The organism is Micromonospora sp. NPDC003241 (assembly GCF_053589795.1).
Genome location: NZ_JBSFSO010000057.1, coordinates 19,734 through 38,334, shown reverse-complemented (window position 1 = coordinate 38,334; position 18,601 = coordinate 19,734). Strand labels below are relative to the sequence as shown.

17 protein-coding genes are annotated in these 18,601 nt (G+C 70.3%); 8 read left to right on the top strand and 9 right to left on the bottom strand.

Annotated features, from left to right (window positions below):
- The first annotated feature begins 220 nt into the window (after positions 1-220).
- Together ACWDVW_RS29380 and ACWDVW_RS29375 are read left to right on the top strand one after the other, a co-directional pair.
- Positions 221-718: a macro domain-containing protein gene (locus tag ACWDVW_RS29380; protein ID WP_449955280.1), complete on the top strand. Its 498-nt coding sequence runs from the start codon at positions 221-223 to the stop codon at positions 716-718.
- Positions 715-3,783 carry a DUF3427 domain-containing protein gene (locus ACWDVW_RS29375; RefSeq protein ID WP_449955277.1) on the top strand — a complete coding sequence of 1,023 codons (3,069 nt, stop codon included), beginning with the start codon at positions 715-717 and terminating at the stop codon, positions 3,781-3,783. The genes ACWDVW_RS29380 and ACWDVW_RS29375 overlap by 4 nt, the downstream gene beginning before the upstream one ends.
- Positions 3,784-3,887: 104 nt before the next feature.
- Here the strand turns inward: ACWDVW_RS29375 and ACWDVW_RS29370 are convergent, their stop codons facing one another.
- Positions 3,888-4,700 carry a hypothetical protein gene (locus ACWDVW_RS29370; RefSeq protein WP_449955274.1) on the bottom strand — a complete coding sequence of 271 codons (813 nt, stop codon included), beginning with the start codon at positions 4,698-4,700 and terminating at the stop codon, positions 3,888-3,890.
- A complete protein-coding gene (locus tag ACWDVW_RS29365) occupies positions 4,688-5,692 on the bottom strand; it encodes a MarR family transcriptional regulator (RefSeq protein WP_449955271.1) in 1,005 nt (334 codons plus the stop codon). The genes ACWDVW_RS29370 and ACWDVW_RS29365 overlap by 13 nt, the downstream gene beginning before the upstream one ends.
- Positions 5,693-6,061: 369 nt before the next feature.
- Here ACWDVW_RS29365 and ACWDVW_RS29360 point away from each other — a divergent pair, with 369 nt between their 5' ends.
- A complete protein-coding gene (locus ACWDVW_RS29360; RefSeq protein WP_449955268.1) occupies positions 6,062-6,253 on the top strand; it encodes a helix-turn-helix transcriptional regulator in 192 nt (63 codons plus the stop codon).
- The gene (locus ACWDVW_RS29355) at positions 6,243-6,761 is read left to right on the top strand and encodes a hypothetical protein (RefSeq protein ID WP_449955265.1); all 519 of its coding nucleotides are present in this window, start codon (positions 6,243-6,245) and stop codon (positions 6,759-6,761) included. Before ACWDVW_RS29360 ends, ACWDVW_RS29355 begins: the two co-directional genes overlap by 11 nt.
- On the opposite strand, the gene yidD is transcribed toward ACWDVW_RS29355, so the two are convergent.
- The gene (gene yidD / locus ACWDVW_RS29350) at positions 6,745-7,155 is read right to left on the bottom strand and encodes a membrane protein insertion efficiency factor YidD (protein ID WP_449955262.1); all 411 of its coding nucleotides are present in this window, start codon (positions 7,153-7,155) and stop codon (positions 6,745-6,747) included. The genes ACWDVW_RS29355 and yidD overlap by 17 nt on opposite strands.
- 204 nt (positions 7,156-7,359) lie before the next feature.
- Between yidD and ACWDVW_RS29345 the strand changes: the two genes are divergently transcribed.
- Together ACWDVW_RS29345 and ACWDVW_RS29340 are read left to right on the top strand one after the other, a co-directional pair.
- Positions 7,360-9,567, top strand: coding sequence for a choice-of-anchor J domain-containing protein (locus ACWDVW_RS29345; protein ID WP_449955259.1), 2,208 nt, complete (start codon positions 7,360-7,362; stop codon positions 9,565-9,567).
- Positions 9,568-9,677: 110 nt separating this feature from the next.
- Entirely contained in the window at positions 9,678-10,115 is a 438-nt protein-coding gene (locus ACWDVW_RS29340) for a VOC family protein (protein ID WP_449955256.1), read from the top strand.
- Here ACWDVW_RS29340 and ACWDVW_RS29335 read toward each other — a convergent pair.
- On the bottom strand, positions 10,084-10,986 hold the full coding sequence (locus ACWDVW_RS29335) for an SAM-dependent methyltransferase (protein WP_449955253.1): 903 nt from the start codon (positions 10,984-10,986) through the stop codon (positions 10,084-10,086). The genes ACWDVW_RS29340 and ACWDVW_RS29335 overlap by 32 nt on opposite strands.
- 560 nt (positions 10,987-11,546) lie before the next feature.
- Positions 11,547-12,779, bottom strand: coding sequence for a multidrug effflux MFS transporter (locus ACWDVW_RS29330; RefSeq protein WP_449955251.1), 1,233 nt, complete (start codon positions 12,777-12,779; stop codon positions 11,547-11,549).
- Between the two features lie 79 nt (positions 12,780-12,858).
- Here ACWDVW_RS29330 and ACWDVW_RS29325 point away from each other — a divergent pair, with 79 nt between their 5' ends.
- The gene (locus ACWDVW_RS29325) at positions 12,859-13,302 is read left to right on the top strand and encodes a MarR family winged helix-turn-helix transcriptional regulator (RefSeq protein ID WP_350693247.1); all 444 of its coding nucleotides are present in this window, start codon (positions 12,859-12,861) and stop codon (positions 13,300-13,302) included.
- A 130-nt stretch (positions 13,303-13,432) separates the two neighbouring features.
- On the opposite strand, the gene ACWDVW_RS29320 is transcribed toward ACWDVW_RS29325, so the two are convergent.
- Positions 13,433-14,542 (bottom strand): hypothetical protein, encoded by a 1,110-nt coding sequence (locus ACWDVW_RS29320; protein ID WP_449955248.1) that lies wholly within the window; start codon positions 14,540-14,542, stop codon positions 13,433-13,435.
- A 280-nt stretch (positions 14,543-14,822) separates the two neighbouring features.
- On the opposite strand from ACWDVW_RS29320, the gene ACWDVW_RS29315 reads away from it, so the two are divergent.
- Positions 14,823-15,050 carry a hypothetical protein gene (locus ACWDVW_RS29315; RefSeq protein WP_449955246.1) on the top strand — a complete coding sequence of 76 codons (228 nt, stop codon included), beginning with the start codon at positions 14,823-14,825 and terminating at the stop codon, positions 15,048-15,050.
- On the opposite strand, the gene ACWDVW_RS29310 is transcribed toward ACWDVW_RS29315, so the two are convergent.
- The 3 genes from ACWDVW_RS29310 to ACWDVW_RS29300 all read right to left on the bottom strand — a co-directional run bounded on the left by ACWDVW_RS29310 (position 15,028) and on the right by ACWDVW_RS29300 (position 18,520).
- The gene (locus tag ACWDVW_RS29310) at positions 15,028-15,312 is read right to left on the bottom strand and encodes a putative quinol monooxygenase (RefSeq protein WP_396740317.1); all 285 of its coding nucleotides are present in this window, start codon (positions 15,310-15,312) and stop codon (positions 15,028-15,030) included. The genes ACWDVW_RS29315 and ACWDVW_RS29310 overlap by 23 nt on opposite strands.
- An 86-nt stretch (positions 15,313-15,398) precedes the next feature.
- Complete coding sequence (locus ACWDVW_RS29305) at positions 15,399-16,157, bottom strand: MerR family transcriptional regulator (RefSeq protein ID WP_449955243.1); 759 nt, start codon at positions 16,155-16,157, stop codon at positions 15,399-15,401.
- A gap of 74 nt (positions 16,158-16,231) precedes the next feature.
- Positions 16,232-18,520, bottom strand: a complete 2,289-nt coding sequence (locus ACWDVW_RS29300) for a putative bifunctional diguanylate cyclase/phosphodiesterase (protein ID WP_449955241.1) — start codon at positions 18,518-18,520, stop codon at positions 16,232-16,234.
- Positions 18,521-18,601: the final 81 nt, after the last annotated feature.

The window sequence follows — 18,601 nt, the reverse complement described above, 5'->3', positions numbered from 1 at the left end:
GCTCGATCCTGGATCGAGTGGTATCCAAGGCGACGATTACCACTCGATCCAGGATCGAGCGTGATCTTGCGGTGAAGTTGAGAGCCTAGGTCTGAGCGAGGCGGTTCCAATAGACGCCCGGGATCAACGACACGGTAGGTATCACGACCTCGCTTCCGGCCGACCGTTCGTGTCGGGCCCTACTGGTACAACGGGTTCGAGGCGGGAGGGGGTGGGGTTGATGATCACCTTGAGTGGTGGGGACCTGCTGACCGCCGACGTTGACGCGCTGGTCAACGCCGTGAACACGGTCGGAGTGATGGGCAAGGGCATCGCTCTCCAGTTCAAGCGCGCCTACCCAGGCAACTACGCCGCTTACCGGGCGGCATGCGCGAAGAACGAGGTCCGCCTGGGTCGGATGTTCGTCTACGACGCGGCCCGTCCCAGCCCCCGCAGATACGTGATCAACTTCCCCACCAAGGGTCACTGGCGCGCCGAATCGAAGCTGTCCGACATTCACGCCGGCCTCGCTGACCTCGTCCGCGTCGTGCGCGAACGGCGGATCACCTCGATCGCAGTGCCCGCGCTGGGCTGCGGCCACGGCGGGCTTGCCTGGGCCGAGGTCCACCCGGCGATCGAGGGAGCCTTTGCCGAGCTTCCCGACGTGCGAGTGCTGCTCTTTGTCCCGGATGGAGAGCGCGAGACAACAGGCACGAGAATTGGCAGGATCACCGGGTGACTGACCTTGAGCGGGGCGTCTACGAGCACGTCGTCACCCGTGAACTCGCCGACCGGCTCCAGCGTGTCGACCCTGCGCTGATCCAACACGGGAAGCTCGACCCGGCTGACGCCCCGGATGCGCTGGCCCGCCACATCGCCACCCTGGCGCACCGCGCTCTGCACGCCGTCGGCGGTGGTGACGACAAGCTTCACCGTCAGGTCGAGTTGGCGAACCGCATCGCGGACGCCATCGCCACCCTCAGCCCGCAGGCAGCCACCGTCGATGACCAGGTCACCGACGCGAAGCATCTGCTGCACGCCATCGCCGCACCGCCGACCCCGCCGGCCGCGCCCGCCTTCCCGCAGCGGCCCACCACTCCGCTCTCCACCGGAGCGTTGCTGGTCAACGGCCGACACCAGCCGCGTATCGGTCACGAGGTCACCCACGAGATGGCGTCGGCGGTGCAGGTGGACCTGCTCTGCGCGTTCATCAAGTGGCACGGTCTGCTCCAGGTGCAGGGTGCGATCCGTGAGCTGATCGGCCGTGGCGGTCGGCTGCGGGTCATCACCACGACGTACCTCGGCGCGACCGACCAGCGCGCCCTGGATCGGCTCGCCGAGCTGGGCGCCGAGATCAAGGTGTCCTACGAGACCCGGACGACCCGCCTGCACGCCAAAGCGTGGCTGTTCCGTCGCCACAACCGCATGACCACCGCGTACGTCGGCTCCTCGAACCTGTCGAAGACCGCGCTGATGGACGGCGTGGAGTGGAACGTCCGGATCTCGAACGTCGAGCAGCCGTACGTCATCGACACGTTCACCGCGACGTTCGAGGACTACTGGCACGATCCCGCGTTCGAGGATTACGACCCGGGCCAGGATGCCGAGCGGCTGCGCACGGCGCTGCGCGGGGAGCGCCGCGACGAGGCACCGACCGAGATCGCCAACCTGGACGTGCGGCCGTACCCGTACCAGTCGGAGGTCCTGGCCGACCTCGACGCCGAGCGCAAGGTCCACGGTCGGTGGCGGAACCTGGTGGTGATGGCCACCGGCACGGGCAAGACGGTGGTCGCGGCGCTCGACTACCGCCGGCTGCACCGGGAGAAGGCCGTCGACTCGCTGCTCTTCGTCGCGCATCAGGAGCAGATCCTGCGGCAGAGTGTGGCGACGTTCCGGCAGGTCATGGGGGACGGCAGCTTCGGCGAGACGCTCGTCGGGGGCCGGGAGCCGCAGAACTGGCGGTACGTCTTCGCCTCCATCCAGTCGCTGCATCGGCGGGAGATCGACCCCGAGGCGTACGACATGGTGATCGTCGACGAGTTCCATCACGCGGAGGCGCCGACGTACGCCCGGTTGTTGGAGCGGCTGCGTCCGCGCGTACTCCTCGGATTGACGGCGACGCCCGACCGCAGTGACGGCGGCGACGTGCGGCGGTGGTTCGATGGCCGCGCTGCCGTGGAGCTGCATCTGTGGGAGGCGTTGGAGCGGCAGTTGTTGGCGCCGTTCCAGTATTTCGGTCTGCACGACGATGTGGACCTGTCGCAGTTGGGGTGGAAGCGCGGGCAGGGGTACGACCCGGCGGAGCTGGACGGCGTCTACACCGGCAACGATGCGCGGGCGCGGATGGTGCTGCGGGCGGTACGCGACACCGTGGACGTCGCGCGGATGCGGGCGCTGGGCTTCTGCGTCAGCATCGGGCACGCCGAGTTCATGGCGGACTGGTGCACTCGGCACGGTGTGCCGTCGGCGGCGGTGACCTCGCGGACCAGTCCCGCCGAGCGGCACGCCCTGATCAAGGGCTTGCGGGATGGCGCGGTCAGGGTTCTGTTCACCGTCGACCTGTTCAACGAGGGCGTCGACCTGCCGATGGTCGACACGATCCTGATGCTGCGGCCCACCGAGAGCGCCACGATCTTCCTCCAGCAGCTCGGCCGTGGGCTGCGCCTGGACGACGACAAGCCCTGCCTGACCGTGCTCGACTTCATCGGTGGGCAACACGCCAACTTCCGCTTCGACCTGCGCTGGCGGGCCCTGACCGGGGTCAGCCGCCGCGCCATCACCGAAGCGGTACGCGACGACTTCCCATCGCTGCCGAGCGGCTGCCACATCCAGCTCGACCGGGTGGCCAAGGACATCGTGCTGCGCAACCTGCGCTCGGCGCTGCCCACGTCGAAGCCCGGCCTGCTGGCCGAGTTGCGCCAGCTCGGGGACGTGCGCCTGGCCGACTACCTGTACGAGGCCGGCGTGGAGATCGAGGACGTCTACCGCTCGGCGAGCATCGGCGGGTGGACCGGGCTGCGGCGGCTCGCCAAGATGGAGACCTCGTCGGGCGGGCGGGACGACCGCGAGCTCGGCCGGGCGATCGGGCGGATGCTGCACCTGGACGACCTCGACCGACTCGACCTGCTGGACCGGGTGGCCGACGGCGAACGACCGGAGGCCGGACGGCTCTGGGACATGCTGCACTTCGACCTCTGGGGGCCGAACGCGCCCCTGACCGAGCGCGAGGAACGGCTGGCCCGCCTCTGGGCCGAGCCGACGCGCTGCGCCGAGCTACGCCAAGTGGCCGAGGTGCTGCGCGAACGCATCCACCGGGTCACCGAGCCGGTCGACGGGCTACCGCTACGGGTGCACGCGCGATACAGCCGCAACGAGGCGTGCGCCGCCTTCGGCATGCCGAACCCGGGCTCGCTGCGGGAGGGCGTGAAGTGGCTTCCGGACGCCCAGGCCGACCTCTTCTTCGTCACGTTGATCAAGTCGGCGCAGCACTACTCCCCCACCACCATGTACGCCGACCGGGCCGTCACCGAGTCGCTGTTCCAGTGGGAGTCACAGAGCACCACGTCGTCGGCGTCGCCGACCGGGCAGCGCTACCTCCACCACGCCGCACGAGGCTCCACCGTGCACCTGTTCGTGCGGGAGACCCGGGTGCCGGACCGCGACCTGGGCGCACCGGCCTACCTGTACGCCGGGCCGATGACCTACCAACAGCACACCGCTGACCGGCCGATGCGCATCATGTGGCAGCTGGACCATCCGCTCCCCGCCGACGTGTACGCCGCCGCCCGCACCATCGCCGCCTGACCGATCCTGAAGAGCATGGCGGTGCACCTGTTCGACACGCCGCGCCCACGCCGCCTGCACTGCCACGCTCCACGCCGCCGCCCGCACTATCGCCGACCGAGTAGCTACCAGACGGGCACCACCTCTCGCAGCAATGCCCGCAGCCGAGTTCGGTCCCCCACCCTGGGAGATGCCTGCTTGAGACCAGCCGCTCCAGGTGCACCGAAGAAGCGGTGAAGGACAGCGGCGGCTTGGCGCCCGGTAACGCTGCCCGGCCAGTCTGCGACCCGCAACCCGGCGGCGTAAGCAGCGTTGATGAGACGCCACAGGTCAACGGCGTCCTTCGCCGCAAATCGTCCACGGTAGGCGAGCGCCTTCAGGCAGAGCGCAGACGTCACATCCGGGAGCACGACACGCAGGCGCAGACCCCTACCGCTGGTGAGCTGGACGTGGGCCGTGAGTGACTCGGCAGGTCGATGCAGAGCGAGCACGAGGCCCGGCACCTCGTCGACCACCAGATCGCCGTGCCGCTGGTTGGGCACCAACGAGTTCTGGTAGGACGGCGCGAGGATGTCGACCACCAGCGTAAGAAGCCCCTGCGGATCTTCGACCTCGCGGGCGAACCGGTTAGCCGCCTCCCGCGATGCGTAACCCCGCGCGACGAGCGCGGCCGGTAGGCGGGGGTCTGCGATGACGGTCGGCAGGGCGGCGAAGTCGGCGTCCGCCGTCTCACGCAGGGGCACCTGCTCAGCGACGCCATGCAGTGCGACGAGGAGGGTGACCATGTGACCGCCAACGATGCGGTGATCCAGGTCCAGGGCCGTGGTGATGTCCGTCAGATCCGCAAGGGTGAGGAATCCGGCGTCTGCTGCTCGGCTGGTGGAGACAAGCGAGACGGAACGTGGCTCCGCTGGGGCCGGCCCGTTCATGCCGCGCACCTCCGCTCATGGTACCCGCGACGAAGCACATCCCAGACGCGTTGAGCGGCCTCGTCGCTGTCCGGACCAGGCGATCTTCCTACGTCCCAGAGGATCTGAAGCGGATCGACGAGCGGAATGCCTGGCGGCGTCTTGCCGGACGGCGGCCACAGACCCAGGTCTCTCGGCACGATGAGTTCGAGCGTCGCCTCTTCCTCGCCGGCAGGAACGAAGCCTGCGGCCGCCAGTTCCAACCCGGTATGCGCATAGAGAATGGCACGGGTCGGGGCATGCCAAGGGGCGATGATGTCGGCCGCGACATCACCCGAGACCACAACGTGAGTCGCATCGGCAGTCGCGGCAAACTCCTCGATGACGGTCCGGGCCTGCTCGACCACGGGCCCCAAGCCAAACCAATAGGTGCTGATGCCACCCGGCCCGGGATAGGTCGACAGCCACCACCGGATCGCCTCGTCAACGTCCCGCACGATCCAGCCACGCGACGAGCGGTGTACAAGGTCTTGGTCGGCCAGCGAAGCCAGCGCCTGGGAGACCCGGGGTTGGGAGATTCCGACGATGGCGGCCAACTCCCGCTGAGTGACGTATGGATGTTGGATCAGCCGGCGGACCAGGGTGAAGGTGCCCCATGGCACTCGACCGCGCGTGGTGGACCGCTTGGTCGTCTCGACCGGGGGCCGCAGCGCGACTCGTTCCCCATCGAGGCACAGCACACCTGTCACCTGCTGTCCGGTATCGACCAGCCATGACCAGCCCGCCGCCGCGATTGCTTGCCGCACCGCTACCGTCGCCGCTGGAACGATGACCAGGCACGGGTTCGGATGGCGGCTGATTGAGGCGGCAACGGTGCTCGGGGTCAGTGGGGTCGGGGACGCGATGACGGTCAGCGTGGCACGGGCTTTTCCGTAGCGCAGCTCGGCGCGGTCGGCACCGGTCGGCACGAGCGAAACACCCGCTTCAGTCAGGGCGCGCCAGACAGACTCCGATATAAGCATTACCCAACCCCCTTAGATAAAACTTATACCCCCTCGTCGCCGCGCCCTCAGCCACATCGAGCACGACTCGCCGCCGCGCACGACGGCGAGTCGTGGGCTCCAGTGCGGCACACCGGGTCGAAGTCGAAGGTGCGGGCGACCACCAAGTGGCCACCGCCTGATCAACACGAGCACCTGCCGCGAAGAGCGTGGCAGTGCAGCTGTTCGACACGCCGAGCCCGCAACAGCTGCACTGCCACGATCCTGCACCCCCACCCACCGACCGCCCCATCTCGCCGTCCGCCACCCCGTAGACAAGCACGCTTGACATCGAGCCGCGATGTCAAGCATCCTTGACGTGACAAGGTCGCTTGACATCGGAGGTGCTGGTTGCGGAACGATCTCCGTGAACTGCGGCAGGCTGCCGGGCTGTCCCAGCGGGAACTGGCCGAGTCCCTGAACGTCTCCCGGCAGACGATCAACTCGATCGAGACCGGCCGCTACGACCCGTCGCTACCCCTGGCCATCGCCATCGCCCGCCACTTCCACCGCCCCGTAGAGGAGATCTTCCATGTCGACTGAGGATCGCGGCACCCCAAAGGACCACCGCACCACCGATGGCCACCCCACGACCCAGGGTCCCCACACACCCGAGGACCACCGCACGACCGAGGGTCGCAGCACCCTGCGGAAACTGGCGGTCGCCGCCATCCTGCTGGCGGTCGCTGCGCTGATCGTCAGCGTGGGGTTGCTGCTGCGGGAGCACGCGCCCGGCAACATGGGCGTCGGGTTCCTCCAGGGAGCGGCGGTCGGGCTGCTCGCCCTCCTGCTGATGGCGTGGCGGCTCAGCAAACGACCGGACCGCGCCACCACGTTCGAGCGGGCCTGGTCGCAGACCGGGGACGAACGCGACGACGCCATTCTGACCCGGGCCCTGGCCGTGCTGGGTCTGGCCGCGTTCCCGCTCACCTCGGTGGCCGCCGTCGCCGTCGCGCTCGGTGCCGAGCCGAGCATGGTGTTCGCGCTGCTGCTCTTCGCCGAGATCGTCGTCGGCGGGCTCGCCTTCGTGGTGATCAACCGCCGGAACTGACCGGGCGGGAGCGGGCAGCCCGGGAAGCGCCCGTGGATGGCACCGGGTCGTGGGTGCCGGGTGGAGTGTGTGCGGTGCAGCGTCGCAGCCGGTCCGCGGCCATCCGGCCACCGACCGCCAGGCCGTACCGTTCGACGGCCGTCAGGCCGTACGCGCTGCAGGTGGGGGTGAAGCGGCACTGCCCCGGCCAGCGGTGGGACAGCCAGCGGCGATAGCCGAGGATGGCCGCCCGTCCGGAGCCGTCGGCCACCGGTGCCGGGATCACCCGCGCGGCTGCCGCGCCGACCGTCAACAGCATCGAGAACAGGGAACAGTCGCAGGAGGACAGGGCACCGCACCCCGGGTCGCTGCAGGTGTTTCCCTTCTTCTGCCGGCGCCCGGCGATCTTCGTCATGGCGACATCATGATCCCGCCGCGCCACCCGGCCGCGTCCAGGATTCCAGAGGTACGGGCAGCGATCCACAGACGTATGTCGTGTCAGGGCTTGATTGATCGATGCACTTGTGCAAAGGATACGAAGACGCTCGATCAGCGCGCGTAGATCCATAGCCCCTGGTCACCCGGGGTTGAGTGGATCTGTCGGCTATGAGGAGGTTCTGTGGCTCGACGCCGCTTTGCGGGGATAGCAGCCTGCGCCATCGTCCTACCGTTCTTCGTCGTCGCCCAGCCGGCGGCGGCCAGTCCGAGCACTGCGGCGGCCCAGCCCGCTCCGGCGCCGGCAACCGGGATCGCGAGCGACGTCCGCGACCTCACCAGGAAAGACTTCACCTTCAACGGCAAGCCCGTCGAGGTGCCTCGGCAGTACCAGCCGCAGGCGCAGCGCAGGTCGGCGCAGGCCGCCGAGACGCCGGCGGTGGGTACGGTGCGGCAGTGGCTCGCGCTCGACGACTACCAGGGCGTGATCTACCTCAAGGACTACACGCTGCGCGGTGTGGGCGACAACATCGAGGTGTGGGTCGCCAACGACACCGAGTTCCCGGAGGGTGACTGCCGCCGGCAGATCGCCAACTCGACGGTGGTCACCGACGCGCAGGTGACGCGCCTGGTCGACGAGTTCGACAACAACATGTATCCGAAGTCGACGGACGCGTTCAGCACGCCGCCGGACCGTGACGGCAGCAACGCCCAGATCGACGGCGACTACACCGGTGCCGGCAACCGCACGGTGACGCTCGTCGACAACGTCCGGGACGACAACTTCTACGACTTCCCGGCCGCGCCGACGTACATCGCCGGGTTCTTCTTCTCGCTCTTCAACGAGCTGCTCGACCGCAACATCATGACGATCGACGCGTTCGACTGGGCGCACCGGACGGGCGTCAGCCCGCCGAACGAGCCGACCGACGACCTGTGCACCAGCCGGCCGGCGCGGCCCAACCTGTACGAGTCGACGTTCATCCACGAGTGGCAGCACCTGGCGCACTACTACACCGACCCGTTCGAGAGCATCCTGATCAACGAGGGGCTCTCCGACTTCGCCCAGACGCTCGGCGGTTATGCCGACGCCTCGGCCCGGGTCGACCAGCCGGGCGCGGACAGCCACATCTACTGCTTCCAGGGCTTCGGCACGGTGCAGACGGACTACAACACGAATCCACGGGACTGCGGCGGGCCGGAGAACTCCCTGAACCTGTGGGACGAGGGCGGCAACCCGAACGCGGTACTCGCCGACTACGGCAACGCGTACTCGTTGATGTTGTTCCTCTACGACCGCTACGGCCTGGACTTCATCTCCCGGCTGCACCGCGACGGCGAGTCGCAGGGTCTGGCCAGCATCAAGGCGGCGCTCGCCGCCGAGGGGGTGAACGACCTCTACGGCGTGATCCACGACTACCAGACGATGAACCTGGTGGACCGGATCGTCGGCAACTCGAAGCTGGGTGTGATGCTCGGCCGTGACAAGCGCAAGGTCACCACGGCCAGCCTGAACGCCACGGTGAACCTGGCCAACCCGGCCACGCACGCCACGCCGGGTGCGGCACCGAACGGGGCCGACTACGTCCAGTTGCGCAAGGCGAACGGCAAGCCGCTGGGCCGGGGTGATCTTCGCTCGATCAGCTTCAAGGGCGCCAAGACGCTGCCGTCGGTGCCGCTGGCCTGGACGACGGTGACCAACGACCCGGACCGTCCGGGCAACGCGGTGCTGTGGTCCGGCAACGGCAACAGCACCGACGCCGCCGCCGTGACGCCGGTGAGCGTGCCGGCCGGCAACCCGACGCTGACGTTCCTGGCCAAGTACGGCGCCGAGGCCGGCTACGACTACGGCTACGTCAGCGTCTCGACCGACGGTGGCAAGAGCTACACCGCGATCGAGGGTGACAAGACCGTCGCCGGGCCGCTCGGACCGTCGCTGAACGGCACCACGGCCGGCTTCGAGCCGCACTCGTTCGACCTGTCGGCGTACGCGGGGCAGGACATCCTGCTCAGCTTCCGCTACGTCAGCGACGGTGGGGTCAACGAGGGCGGTCTGCTGATCGACGACATCACGGTCGGCGGCACGCTGGTCAGCGACGGGTCGAACCTGGACGCGTTCGACTCGCCGTCGCAGGTATACCCGACGCCGGTGGCGAACTGGAACGTCCGCTTCGTCGGCTTCGACGAGAAGCTCCGGACGGCCGTGCAGTTCGAGGTCGACGGCAAGACCAACTTCACCCTGGGGGTGGTGCAGACGGCGCTGCTCACCGCCTTCCCCACGGTGGTCGCCATCGTCGCCTACGACGAGCCGACCGAGCAGGTCACGCAGTACGCGCCGTACCAGTTGACGGTGAACAAGGTCGTGCAGCCCGGCGGCGCGCCGCTGAGCTGACCGATCCCCGCTGAGGACTCCCGGTGCCGTGGTCGCGGCACCGGGAGTTCTGCGTTTCGTCGGACCTGCGGCAGGCGGCGAGGCGACCCGTGCCGGGTTAGATTGCCCGGATGGAGCAGCGCCTCAGCCTGATCACGCTCGGCGTCACCGACCTGGCCCGGTCCCGAGCCTTCTACGAGCGGCTGGGCTGGCGGGGCCAGGAGGTGGAGCGGACGGTGTTCATCCAGGCCGGCGGGATCGCCGTGGTGCTCTGGGCCCGCGAGTCGCTGGCCGAGGACGCCGGTGTGGACGCGGGAGCCGCCGGTGGTTTCGGCGGGATCGGGCTGGCGCACAACGTACGCGAGCGCGACGAGGTGGACCGGGTCCTGGCCGTCGCCGCCGAGGCGGGCGCGGTCATCACCCGGCCGGCCCGCGAGACCTCCTACGGCGGGTACGCCGGTTACTTCGCCGACCCGGACGGCCACCTCTGGGAGATCGCCTGGAACCCGGGGTTCCCGATCGCCGAGGACGGGACGATCACGGTGCCGGACTTCGGGCCACCACGATGACCATGCCCTGCGTCTGCTCCTCGGTCAGCATCTGGCGCCAGCCGTGTTCGAGTTCGGCGTCGGTCAGCGGCGGCCGGTCCGCCGTACCCTTGAGGGTCGGCGCGAAGACGTCGAGGATCTGATCCACCTCGGCCGGCACCGGATTGTCCCGGGCGTACCGCCGCAGTTCGAGATAGGTCCACATGCTGCTGTACTTCACGTGGTCGGTGATGTCGGTGACCTCGTCGAGCACGATCCCGGCCTGGGCGGCGATCTCCGGGTAGTCCTCCGCGCCGATCGGGGACGCGGCGACCCGCCAGGAGTCGTACACCTTGGCCAGGGTGTCGTCGCCACGCCCGTGCGGGCCCTCCCGGACCGTGAAGTCGGTCAACACGATGCGCCCGCCGGGGCGGACCACTCGGACGATCTCCCGCAGCGCCCGCACCCGGTCGGGCACGTGCATGATCGACTCGAACGCCATCGCGTGGTCGAAGGAGTCGTCGGGGAAGGGCAGTGCGGCCATGTCGGCCTGGTCGAAGCGCACCCGGTCGGCCACCGACTCGGCGCGGGCCAGTTCGTTGGCCAGGCGTACGTCCTGTTCGCTGACCGAGACCCCGACGATCTCGGCACCGGAGATCTTTGCCAGCCGTACGCCGGGACGCCCCAGCCCGCAGCCGGCGTCCAGCACCCGTGCGCCCGGCCGCGCGGCGACCCTTTCGATCATCATGTCGGTCAACCGGACGCTGGCCGTGGCGAAGTCGCTGTCGTCGTCGGGCCCGGTCCAGTAGCCGTGGTGCATGGAGCCGCCCTGGACCCGGGCGACGATGGAATTCACCTGGTCGTAGAAGGCTCCGACGGATTTCGGTGTCGGCCCTTCGAGGTCAGTGTGCACCGCTGTCACCGCTTCCTGCTCGTCGAGGAGTGCCGGGTCGGACAGACGGGGGCGGAATTGCCCGGCGAATTCACGATCACCGGCTCATGGGAAATGCAGATTCCGAACCGTTGCAGACGTACCGGAATTCACCACTGTCCGATTCCTGATTGACGTCGCGAGTGGCGGGATCACCGCACCGCTCGCTCCGCCCCCGAGCCGGAGCCGGTGGCTGGACACGCATCCTCACCTGCGGCAACAACGGGTGAGTGGCACCTCGCGCCCGGATCGCCGTCGGCGCGGCGAGGACGCGTCATCCCCTTTCCGGCGGAAGTCGAAGGGCGACTCCGACCGACGAAAGAGGAAGGGGAAACAACGTTCAGCAACGTCACTGTAACCGGGGCGTCTCAACCGGTCAAGCAAATGAATATAGCGGCAAATCCTGCCTTTGCTTCGCCTTTCGAATCCGCCCTTCGATCATGGACTTGTGGTCGGCGGATCGCCCCTTGTCAGAGCGTTTGGAGATACCACAACTCCATGATCGACGGACGCGGCGGGGCGGGGCGGCGGGGCGGGGCGGGTCAGGGGCGGGGGGTGCGGGCCAGGGTGAGGACGACCAGTAGCGAGCCGGCCGCCGCGCCGCTGACCACCACGGCCATCGGCACCGCGCTGCCCTCGCCGCCGAGCCCGACCAGCGGTGCGGCGCCGGCCGCGATCACCGCCTGGAGGCCGCCGAGCAGGGCGGCGGCCGTGCCGGCGTACGCGGAGTGCCGTTCGAGGGCGAGGGCGGTGCCGTTGGGCATCACCGTGCCGAGCGACCCGAGGAAGAGGAAGAGGGCGGCGACGACCAGCGGCAGGGCTCCGAGCAGGGCCCCGACGAGCAGGCCGAGCGCGGAGAACAGGCCGAGGCCCAGCCCGCAGATCAGCAGCGGTCGGGGGTCGTAGCGGTCCAGCAGCCGGGCGTTGAGTTGGCCGACGGCGACGAAGGCCAGCGCGTTGAGGCCGAAGAGCAGGCTGAACGCACCGGCGGAGAGGCCGAAGACGTCCTGGAGGACGAACGAGGAGCCGGAGAGGTAGGCGAACAGACCGGCGAAGGCGAGGCCCTGGGTCAACGCGTACCCGAGGAACACGCGGTCGGCGAGCACGGCGCGCCCGGCGGCGGCGGTCGCGGACAGGCCGCCGGTGTTGCGGCGTTCGGCGGGCAGCGTCTCCGGCAGCCGCCACGCGACGGCGGCGACGAGCAGCACGCCGACCAGGGCCAGGGCGAGGAAGATGGTCTGCCAGCCGCCGAAGCCCAGCACCAGACTGCCGAGCGCGGGAGCGGCCATCGGGGCGATGCCGAAGATCAGGACGAGTCGGGAGAAGTACTTCGCGGCGGCGCGTCCGCTGTAGAGGTCGCGGACGACGGCGCGGGCGACGACGGTGCCCATGCCCCCGGCGAAGCCCTGGGCGAAGCGGAGCGCGGCGAGCGTCTCCGCCGACGGCGCGAACGCGCAGGCCAACGACATCAGGACGTACGCGCCGATGCCGATCAGCACCGGCAGGCGGCGCCCCCAGCGGTCACTGAGCGGGCCGGTGACGAGTTGCCCGATGGCCATGCCGACCAGACAGGTGGTCAGAGAGAGCTGGATCTGCGCCTGGCTGGCGGACAGGTCGCGGGCCATCTCGGGGAACGCCGGCAGGTAGGTGTCCAGCGACAGGGGCCCGATCGCGGTGAGCGAGCCGAGCAGCACCAGCAGACCGATCGCGGCCCGGCCGGTGGGTGCGGCGACCCGTTCCGGCTGCCCGACTGCCGTCGTGGTGGTCTGCGACATCGTGGCCCCCTCGGCGGTCGGTTGCGCCGGGCTACGATAGCTCTGCTTACAGAGTTATTGCCGTGGAGAGGGCCGTACTGTGACGGAAGAGACGCTCGGGCAGCTCAGCGGCGCCCTGGGCGACCTGCAGCGGGTGCTGCGCCGGACGGCCGCCCAACGGACCGGCCGGGTCGCGCTGCCGGACGCGCAGGTGGAGGTGCTGCGGCTGGTGCAGCGACAGTCGGGGGTCAGCGTCCGGGAGGCCGCCCAGCGGCTCGGTACCGCCCCGAACACGGTGAGCACCCTGGTCGGCGAGTTGACCACCGCCGGTCTGCTGAGCCGCGACCGGGATCCGGTCGACCGGCGGACCGTCCGGCTGACGTTGACCGACACGGCGCGGGAGCGGATCGCCGCCCACGAGCAACACCGGCGTGACCTGCTCGCCGCCGCGCTGGCCGGGCTCGACGCCGCCGACCGGGAACGACTGCTCGCCGCCGCACCGGCCTTGTCCCGCCTGGCCGACCTCGCCGCCGAGCAGCGCTGAGCCTTCTCGCAGCGCTGAGCCTCTTCGCAGCGCTGGACCGCCGAGGAGCGCGGAACCGCCGAGGAGCGCTGAGCCGCCGAGGAGACCGGCGGGTCGTGGGCGGACCCGCGCCCACGACCGGCCGGAGGTGTCAGCCCCAGACGGTGCGGCGGACACCGCCGTGCGTGCCGCACGCGCGCGGGCTGCCGCCGGCCAGGCTGACCTTGCCGTCCTCGCACTGCACCAGGTAACCCCGACCGTTCCAGAACCCGGGTACGCAGTCGAAGTGCTCGCACACGTCACGGGCCGGCTCGCGGATCCGCTCACCGCCGCAGAAGTCGTACCCCATCGGGTTGACCGGGGCGCCGCACCGCCGCTCCGGTGTCGGCGCGTCCCGCCCCGGCCCGGTCGGCCCGCTGGCGCGCGGCGCCTTGGACACTCCGGTCGCGGCGACCGGCGCCGGAGTGGCGGCGACCGCCGTGTCCGTGCCGGCCGGGTCCGAGCCGGAGTTCGCCAACGCCACCGGCACCATCACGGCCAGCGCGGCGGCGACCACGGCGGTCCGCCGACCACCGGGGATCAGCGCCGACAACCGGGCCTGCCCGGGGGTGGCGATGCCCGGTCGGGACGGGCGCAGCCGGGCATGCTCGGCGATCAGCTCGTCGAGCTGCGCGATCACCGTGGCCCGTTGCTCGATCGCGTCGGCGAACGCCAGGGTGAGCACGAAGCGGAAGTCGGGTGCCGCGTCGGGAGGCAGCAGCACCCCGGAGCCGCGTCGGCGGTCCAGCACCTGCATCAGGGTGACCGGCGCGTGCGGGTCGTGCGCCAGCCCGGTCATCCGCGCGTACGCCCAGTCGCGGCGGCCCCGCCCGCCGAGCAGCACCAGCCGACGGCTGGTGACCACGGCCATGCCGGCGTCGGTGGCGCGTACTCCCTCAGGGAGGCGTTGGCGCAGCCGGCCGATCGGCGGGGCCACGGCCAGGTCGGGAGCGGGCAGGACGGCGTTGTGCCGCACCTCCACCAGTTGGGCGGCGGGTACCACCCGCAGCACCACCTCGTCGGCGTCCAGTTCGAGCGGGAGGCCGTGGCCCGCCGTGGCCGAGCCGTGGCACTGCTCCGCGAGCGTCCGTAGGCGACGTAGCTCGTCGTCGCGTCGTCGCCAGTCCCCCTCGGCGCTGCGGAACGTCCGCAGCCGGCGCTCGTTCTGCCGGCGCGCCCACCGGTACCGCCATGTCGAACCCGTCGAATCAGTCCTTGCCACGCCGACTCCTTCGCCGCGCAGGCCACCAACCGCAGGCCACCTAGGTGGGGTGTCACAGTGTTAACGACCCCGGGAACCACCATGGACACGGCCAAGAGCGGGTGAATTACCCGATCGGTGGACTAATAAGGACAAGATGGTTGTTTCGCTGCGTGGCCGGATGGCGACGTGCGGGTGACTGTGACGCCACCGGCGACGGTGACGCCAATCAATCGAGTGGACGCCCGTCCGCCCCGGACCCGGTGACGCCGAGGTCCGGTCCTACCCCAGGGAACGCGAGATGAGCCCCGCACCACCACGCCGCAGGGATCGACACGTGGTCGACCGGCTGCTCGACGGCGACCCGGTCGCCCTGCGCCGGGCCGGCCGGCTCGCCGCGCCGCTACGCGCGGCCCGCGCCCCGGCCCGGCGGGACGAACTGGCGGGCGAGCAGGCCGCGGTGGCAGCCTTCCGCGCCGCCGTCCGCCGCCCGCCCGCTCCCCCGCTCAGGGGGACTCGACCGAGCTGATCCGGAACTTGTGCACCTCGGCACCGACGATGGCGACCTGCTGGTCCGGCTCCGGACCGGCACCGCGGAAGTCCAGCAACTGGTCGTCGGACTCCCACCGCTCGTAGACGTTGATCCGCCCGGGCTCGACCACGTCCGGGCTGATCGAGAAGTCGACGCAGCCGGGCGCCGAGCGGGCCGCCCGCACGATCTCCACGCAGGTGGCCAGGTAGTCGTCCCGCTCGGCCGGATCGACGTAGAGCGTGCCGGCGACGATCAACAAGGGGACCTCCGAAAGATCGTGGAGTCGACGATGTCAGTCATACTCCCCCGGTCCGACGGTTCCCGCCCGCCGATCGCCGCCCCGGATCAGGCCCGGCTGATCGCGTTCGCGTGGATGGCCTCGGCCAGGTACGCGGTCAGCCCCGGTGCGATCGCCTCGTAGTGGGCGGTGAACCGCTCGTCGGCCAGGTACATGTCGGCCAAGCAGGTGTGCATCTCGTACGAGCACTCGTAGAACGACTGGCTGATCTGCCGGCGGTGCTCCTCGGCCAACTCCCGCGCGGCCGGTCCGTCCGCCGGTGCGCCGGACTCCATCGACGCGACGATCCGCCGCCCCCAGTCCTCGCTTTCGGCCTTGATCCGCGCCCAGTCCTCCTTCGTGTAGCGCGACACGCGCCGGTTCGACTCCCGGTACGCCTCGGTGCCACCCCAGCGCTGTTCCGCCTCCTCGGCGTGCGCCTCCGGGTCGAAGTCCCCGAACACCTCGAACCGCTCCTGCGGGGTCAATCGGATGTCCAACTTGCTCGCCTCCATCGCGAACTCGATCGCCGCGACCATCTCCTGCAGGCGCTTGATCCGTACGGTCAGCAGCTCGTGCTGACGGCGCAGGTGCGTCTCCGGGTCGCTCGCCGGGTCGTCGAGGATCGCGGCGATCTCTTCCAACGGGAACCCCAGCTCGCGGTAGTAGCGGATCACCTGCAACCGCTCCAGGTCGGCCTCGGAGTAGCTCCGGTAGCCCGCGCCGCTGCGCCCGCTCGGCGACAGCAGCCCGATCTCGTCGTAGTGGTGCAGCGTCCGGACCGTCACCCCGGCCAGCCGGGCCACCTCGCCCACGCGATACGCCATGGTTCCCTCCCTTCCTGGGAACCACGCTCCCGCCTGCCGTTACGTGAGGGTCAAGTCCGATTCTGCGACACCGGTCAGACGGGGCGGGGCGGACCGGCCAGGACGGTCCGCAACTCGGCCAGCGCCGCCGGGCGGCCGTAGCGGTAGCCCTGACCCTGTAGGCAGCCGATGGCGGCCACCGCGTCGTGCTGCCGCTCGGTCTCCACCCCCTCGGCCACCACACCGAGGTCGAACGCGTCGGCCAGCCGGGTGACCATCTCCACGGTCGCATACGCCCGCGCGTCGTCGGAGATCCGGGACACGAACGAGCGGTCGATCTTCAACTCGGTGGCCGGGATGCGGTGCAGGTAGCTCAGCGACGAGTACCCGGTGCCGAAGTCGTCGATGGCGATCCGGATGCCGAGTTCGCGCAGTTGCCCCAGCCGGTCGAGCACGGCGTCGCTGCCCTCGATCAGCGCCGACTCGGTCAGCTCCAGGGTCAGCGCCCGGGGCGCCAGGCCCGCCCCGGCGGTGGCCTCGGTGACCGTGGCGATCAGGTCCGGGCGGCGCAGGTGCGCGGCGGCGATGTTCACCGCCACCGTCGCGCTGGGTCCCCGGTCCTGCCAGGTGGCCGCCGCCCGGCACGCCTCCTTGATGACCCACCTGTCGATCGGCAGGATCAGCCCGGTCTCCTCGGCCAACGGCAGGAACCGGGCCGGGCTGAGCATGCCCAGCCGGGGGTGCCGCCAGCGCACCAGCGCCTCGGCGCTGCGGACCGCCCCGGTGGCCAGGTCGACGATCGGCTGGAACTCCAGGTGCAGTTGCTCCTCGTCGACGGCCCGCCGCAGGTCGGCGATCAACTCGGCCCGGCTGACCGCCGACTCCCGTAACGCCGGTGTGCTCCGCCGGTACGCCGACTTGCCCGCCGCTTTCGCCGCGTACATCGCGATGTCGGCGTCGCGCAGGAGGTCGGTGTAGGAGATGTGCTGCGGCCCGTACTCGGCGATGCCGATGCTGGCCGACGGGTGCACCCCGACCAGTTCCTCGCCGGGCGAGGGTTGCAGCGCGGCCAGCAGCCGTTCCGCCAGGCGTTCCGGCTCGGCGGGCGGGCTGCCGGTGACCAGTACGGCGAACTCGTCGCCGCCGATCCGGGCGATCATCCCGTCGTCGCCGACGGCGCGCCGCATCCGCCGGGACAGCCCGGTCAGCAGCGTGTCACCGGTGGTGTGCCCGAACCTGTCGTTGACCTGCTTGAACCCGTCCAGGTCCAGCAGGAGTACGGCGACCCGGTTCGTGCCGAGCAGCGCCGCGCGCAGCCGACGGGTGAACGCCAACCGGTTGGGCAGCCCGGTGAGCTGATCCATGTAGGCGAGCTGCCGCAGCCGGCCGACCAGCCGCAGGTTCTCGTTGGCGGCCAGCCCCTGCCGCAGCGCCAGCGTCGCCAGCAGCGCCAGCAACGCGATGAAGATCGGTTGCGGGATGTAGCCGTCCGGCTGGCTGGCCCAGACCACCGCCACGATCGCCCCGCCCACCGGCAGGTACGGCAGCGCCACCCGCCACCAGGGCGGCAACGGTGACTCGGCCGCCTCGTCGGGATCGGCCCGGTAGCGGGGTGGCCCGAGCCGGGTGGCCGCCGCGATCAGCAGGTAGCTCAGTGGCCAGAGCACGTCGACCAGCCGACCCGGCTGGTAGGTGCCGGCGGCCACCAGCGACACGTACGCGGCGTCGCCCACCGCACGGACGGTCAGGCTGGCGCCGAGCAGAGTCAGCACCGGCCACACCGGTCGGCTCGGGCCGATCACCGCGACCAGGATGGTCAACTGCATCAGGTCGAACATCGGATAGAGCAGACCGGCGGTGCGCAGCGGCTCGTCGAGATCCGCCATCGCGACGTTGCGGAAGATCAGCATCCAGCCGACCGGGATCAGCGCCAGCCCGACGATCACCCCGTCGAGCAGCGTCCGGACCCGACCCACGGTGGTCCGCGGGGCGGTGACCGAGCAGAGCAGAGCCGCGGTGCCGGTGACCAGACCGGCGACGAAGAGCAGCCCGACCGGCAACGTGTGCGGCAGGTCCTCACCGACCAGCCGCAGCGCCGTCCACAGTGCCCGGCCGGCCATCGCCAGAGCCATGGTCGCCGCCAACAGCAGCCAGAACCGACGTACCATCGGCTGCCGGCGGGCGGCGCCCAGGCAGGCCGCCCCGGCCAGACCCGCGACGACGAGCGCGCCGAGGTCGCTGACCAGCGCACCGGCGGGCAGCTTCAGCAGCAGCCAGACCGTCTCGACGCCCACGACGAGACCGGCGGCGAACAGCCCCGCCCAGCCGACCCGGTCCCGCCCGGGCCACCGCGCGGCAGCCCGCCCGACGTCCTCTCGCGACACAGCGCTCGCTCCGGCTCTCTCTCGTACGTGCACGCGTTCATCCACAAACATCTTCACGTACGGTGACCATCCGGCACCCAC

Excerpts from the sequence above, each read along its gene's own strand:
- ACWDVW_RS29380 (WP_449955280.1), top strand. The coding sequence starts at position 221 with ATGATCACCTTGAGTGGTGGGGACCTGCTGACCGCCGACGTTGACGCG.
- ACWDVW_RS29365 (WP_449955271.1), bottom strand. The coding sequence starts at position 5,692 with ATGCTTATATCGGAGTCTGTCTGGCGCGCCCTGACTGAAGCGGGTGTT.
- ACWDVW_RS29355 (WP_449955265.1), top strand. The coding sequence starts at position 6,243 with ATGTCGACTGAGGATCGCGGCACCCCAAAGGACCACCGCACCACCGAT.
- yidD (WP_449955262.1), bottom strand. The coding sequence starts at position 7,155 with ATGACGAAGATCGCCGGGCGCCGGCAGAAGAAGGGAAACACCTGCAGC.
- ACWDVW_RS29340 (WP_449955256.1), top strand. The coding sequence starts at position 9,678 with ATGGAGCAGCGCCTCAGCCTGATCACGCTCGGCGTCACCGACCTGGCC.
- ACWDVW_RS29330 (WP_449955251.1), bottom strand. The coding sequence starts at position 12,779 with ATGTCGCAGACCACCACGACGGCAGTCGGGCAGCCGGAACGGGTCGCC.
- ACWDVW_RS29315 (WP_449955246.1), top strand. The coding sequence starts at position 14,823 with ATGAGCCCCGCACCACCACGCCGCAGGGATCGACACGTGGTCGACCGG.
- ACWDVW_RS29305 (WP_449955243.1), bottom strand. The coding sequence starts at position 16,157 with ATGGCGTATCGCGTGGGCGAGGTGGCCCGGCTGGCCGGGGTGACGGTC.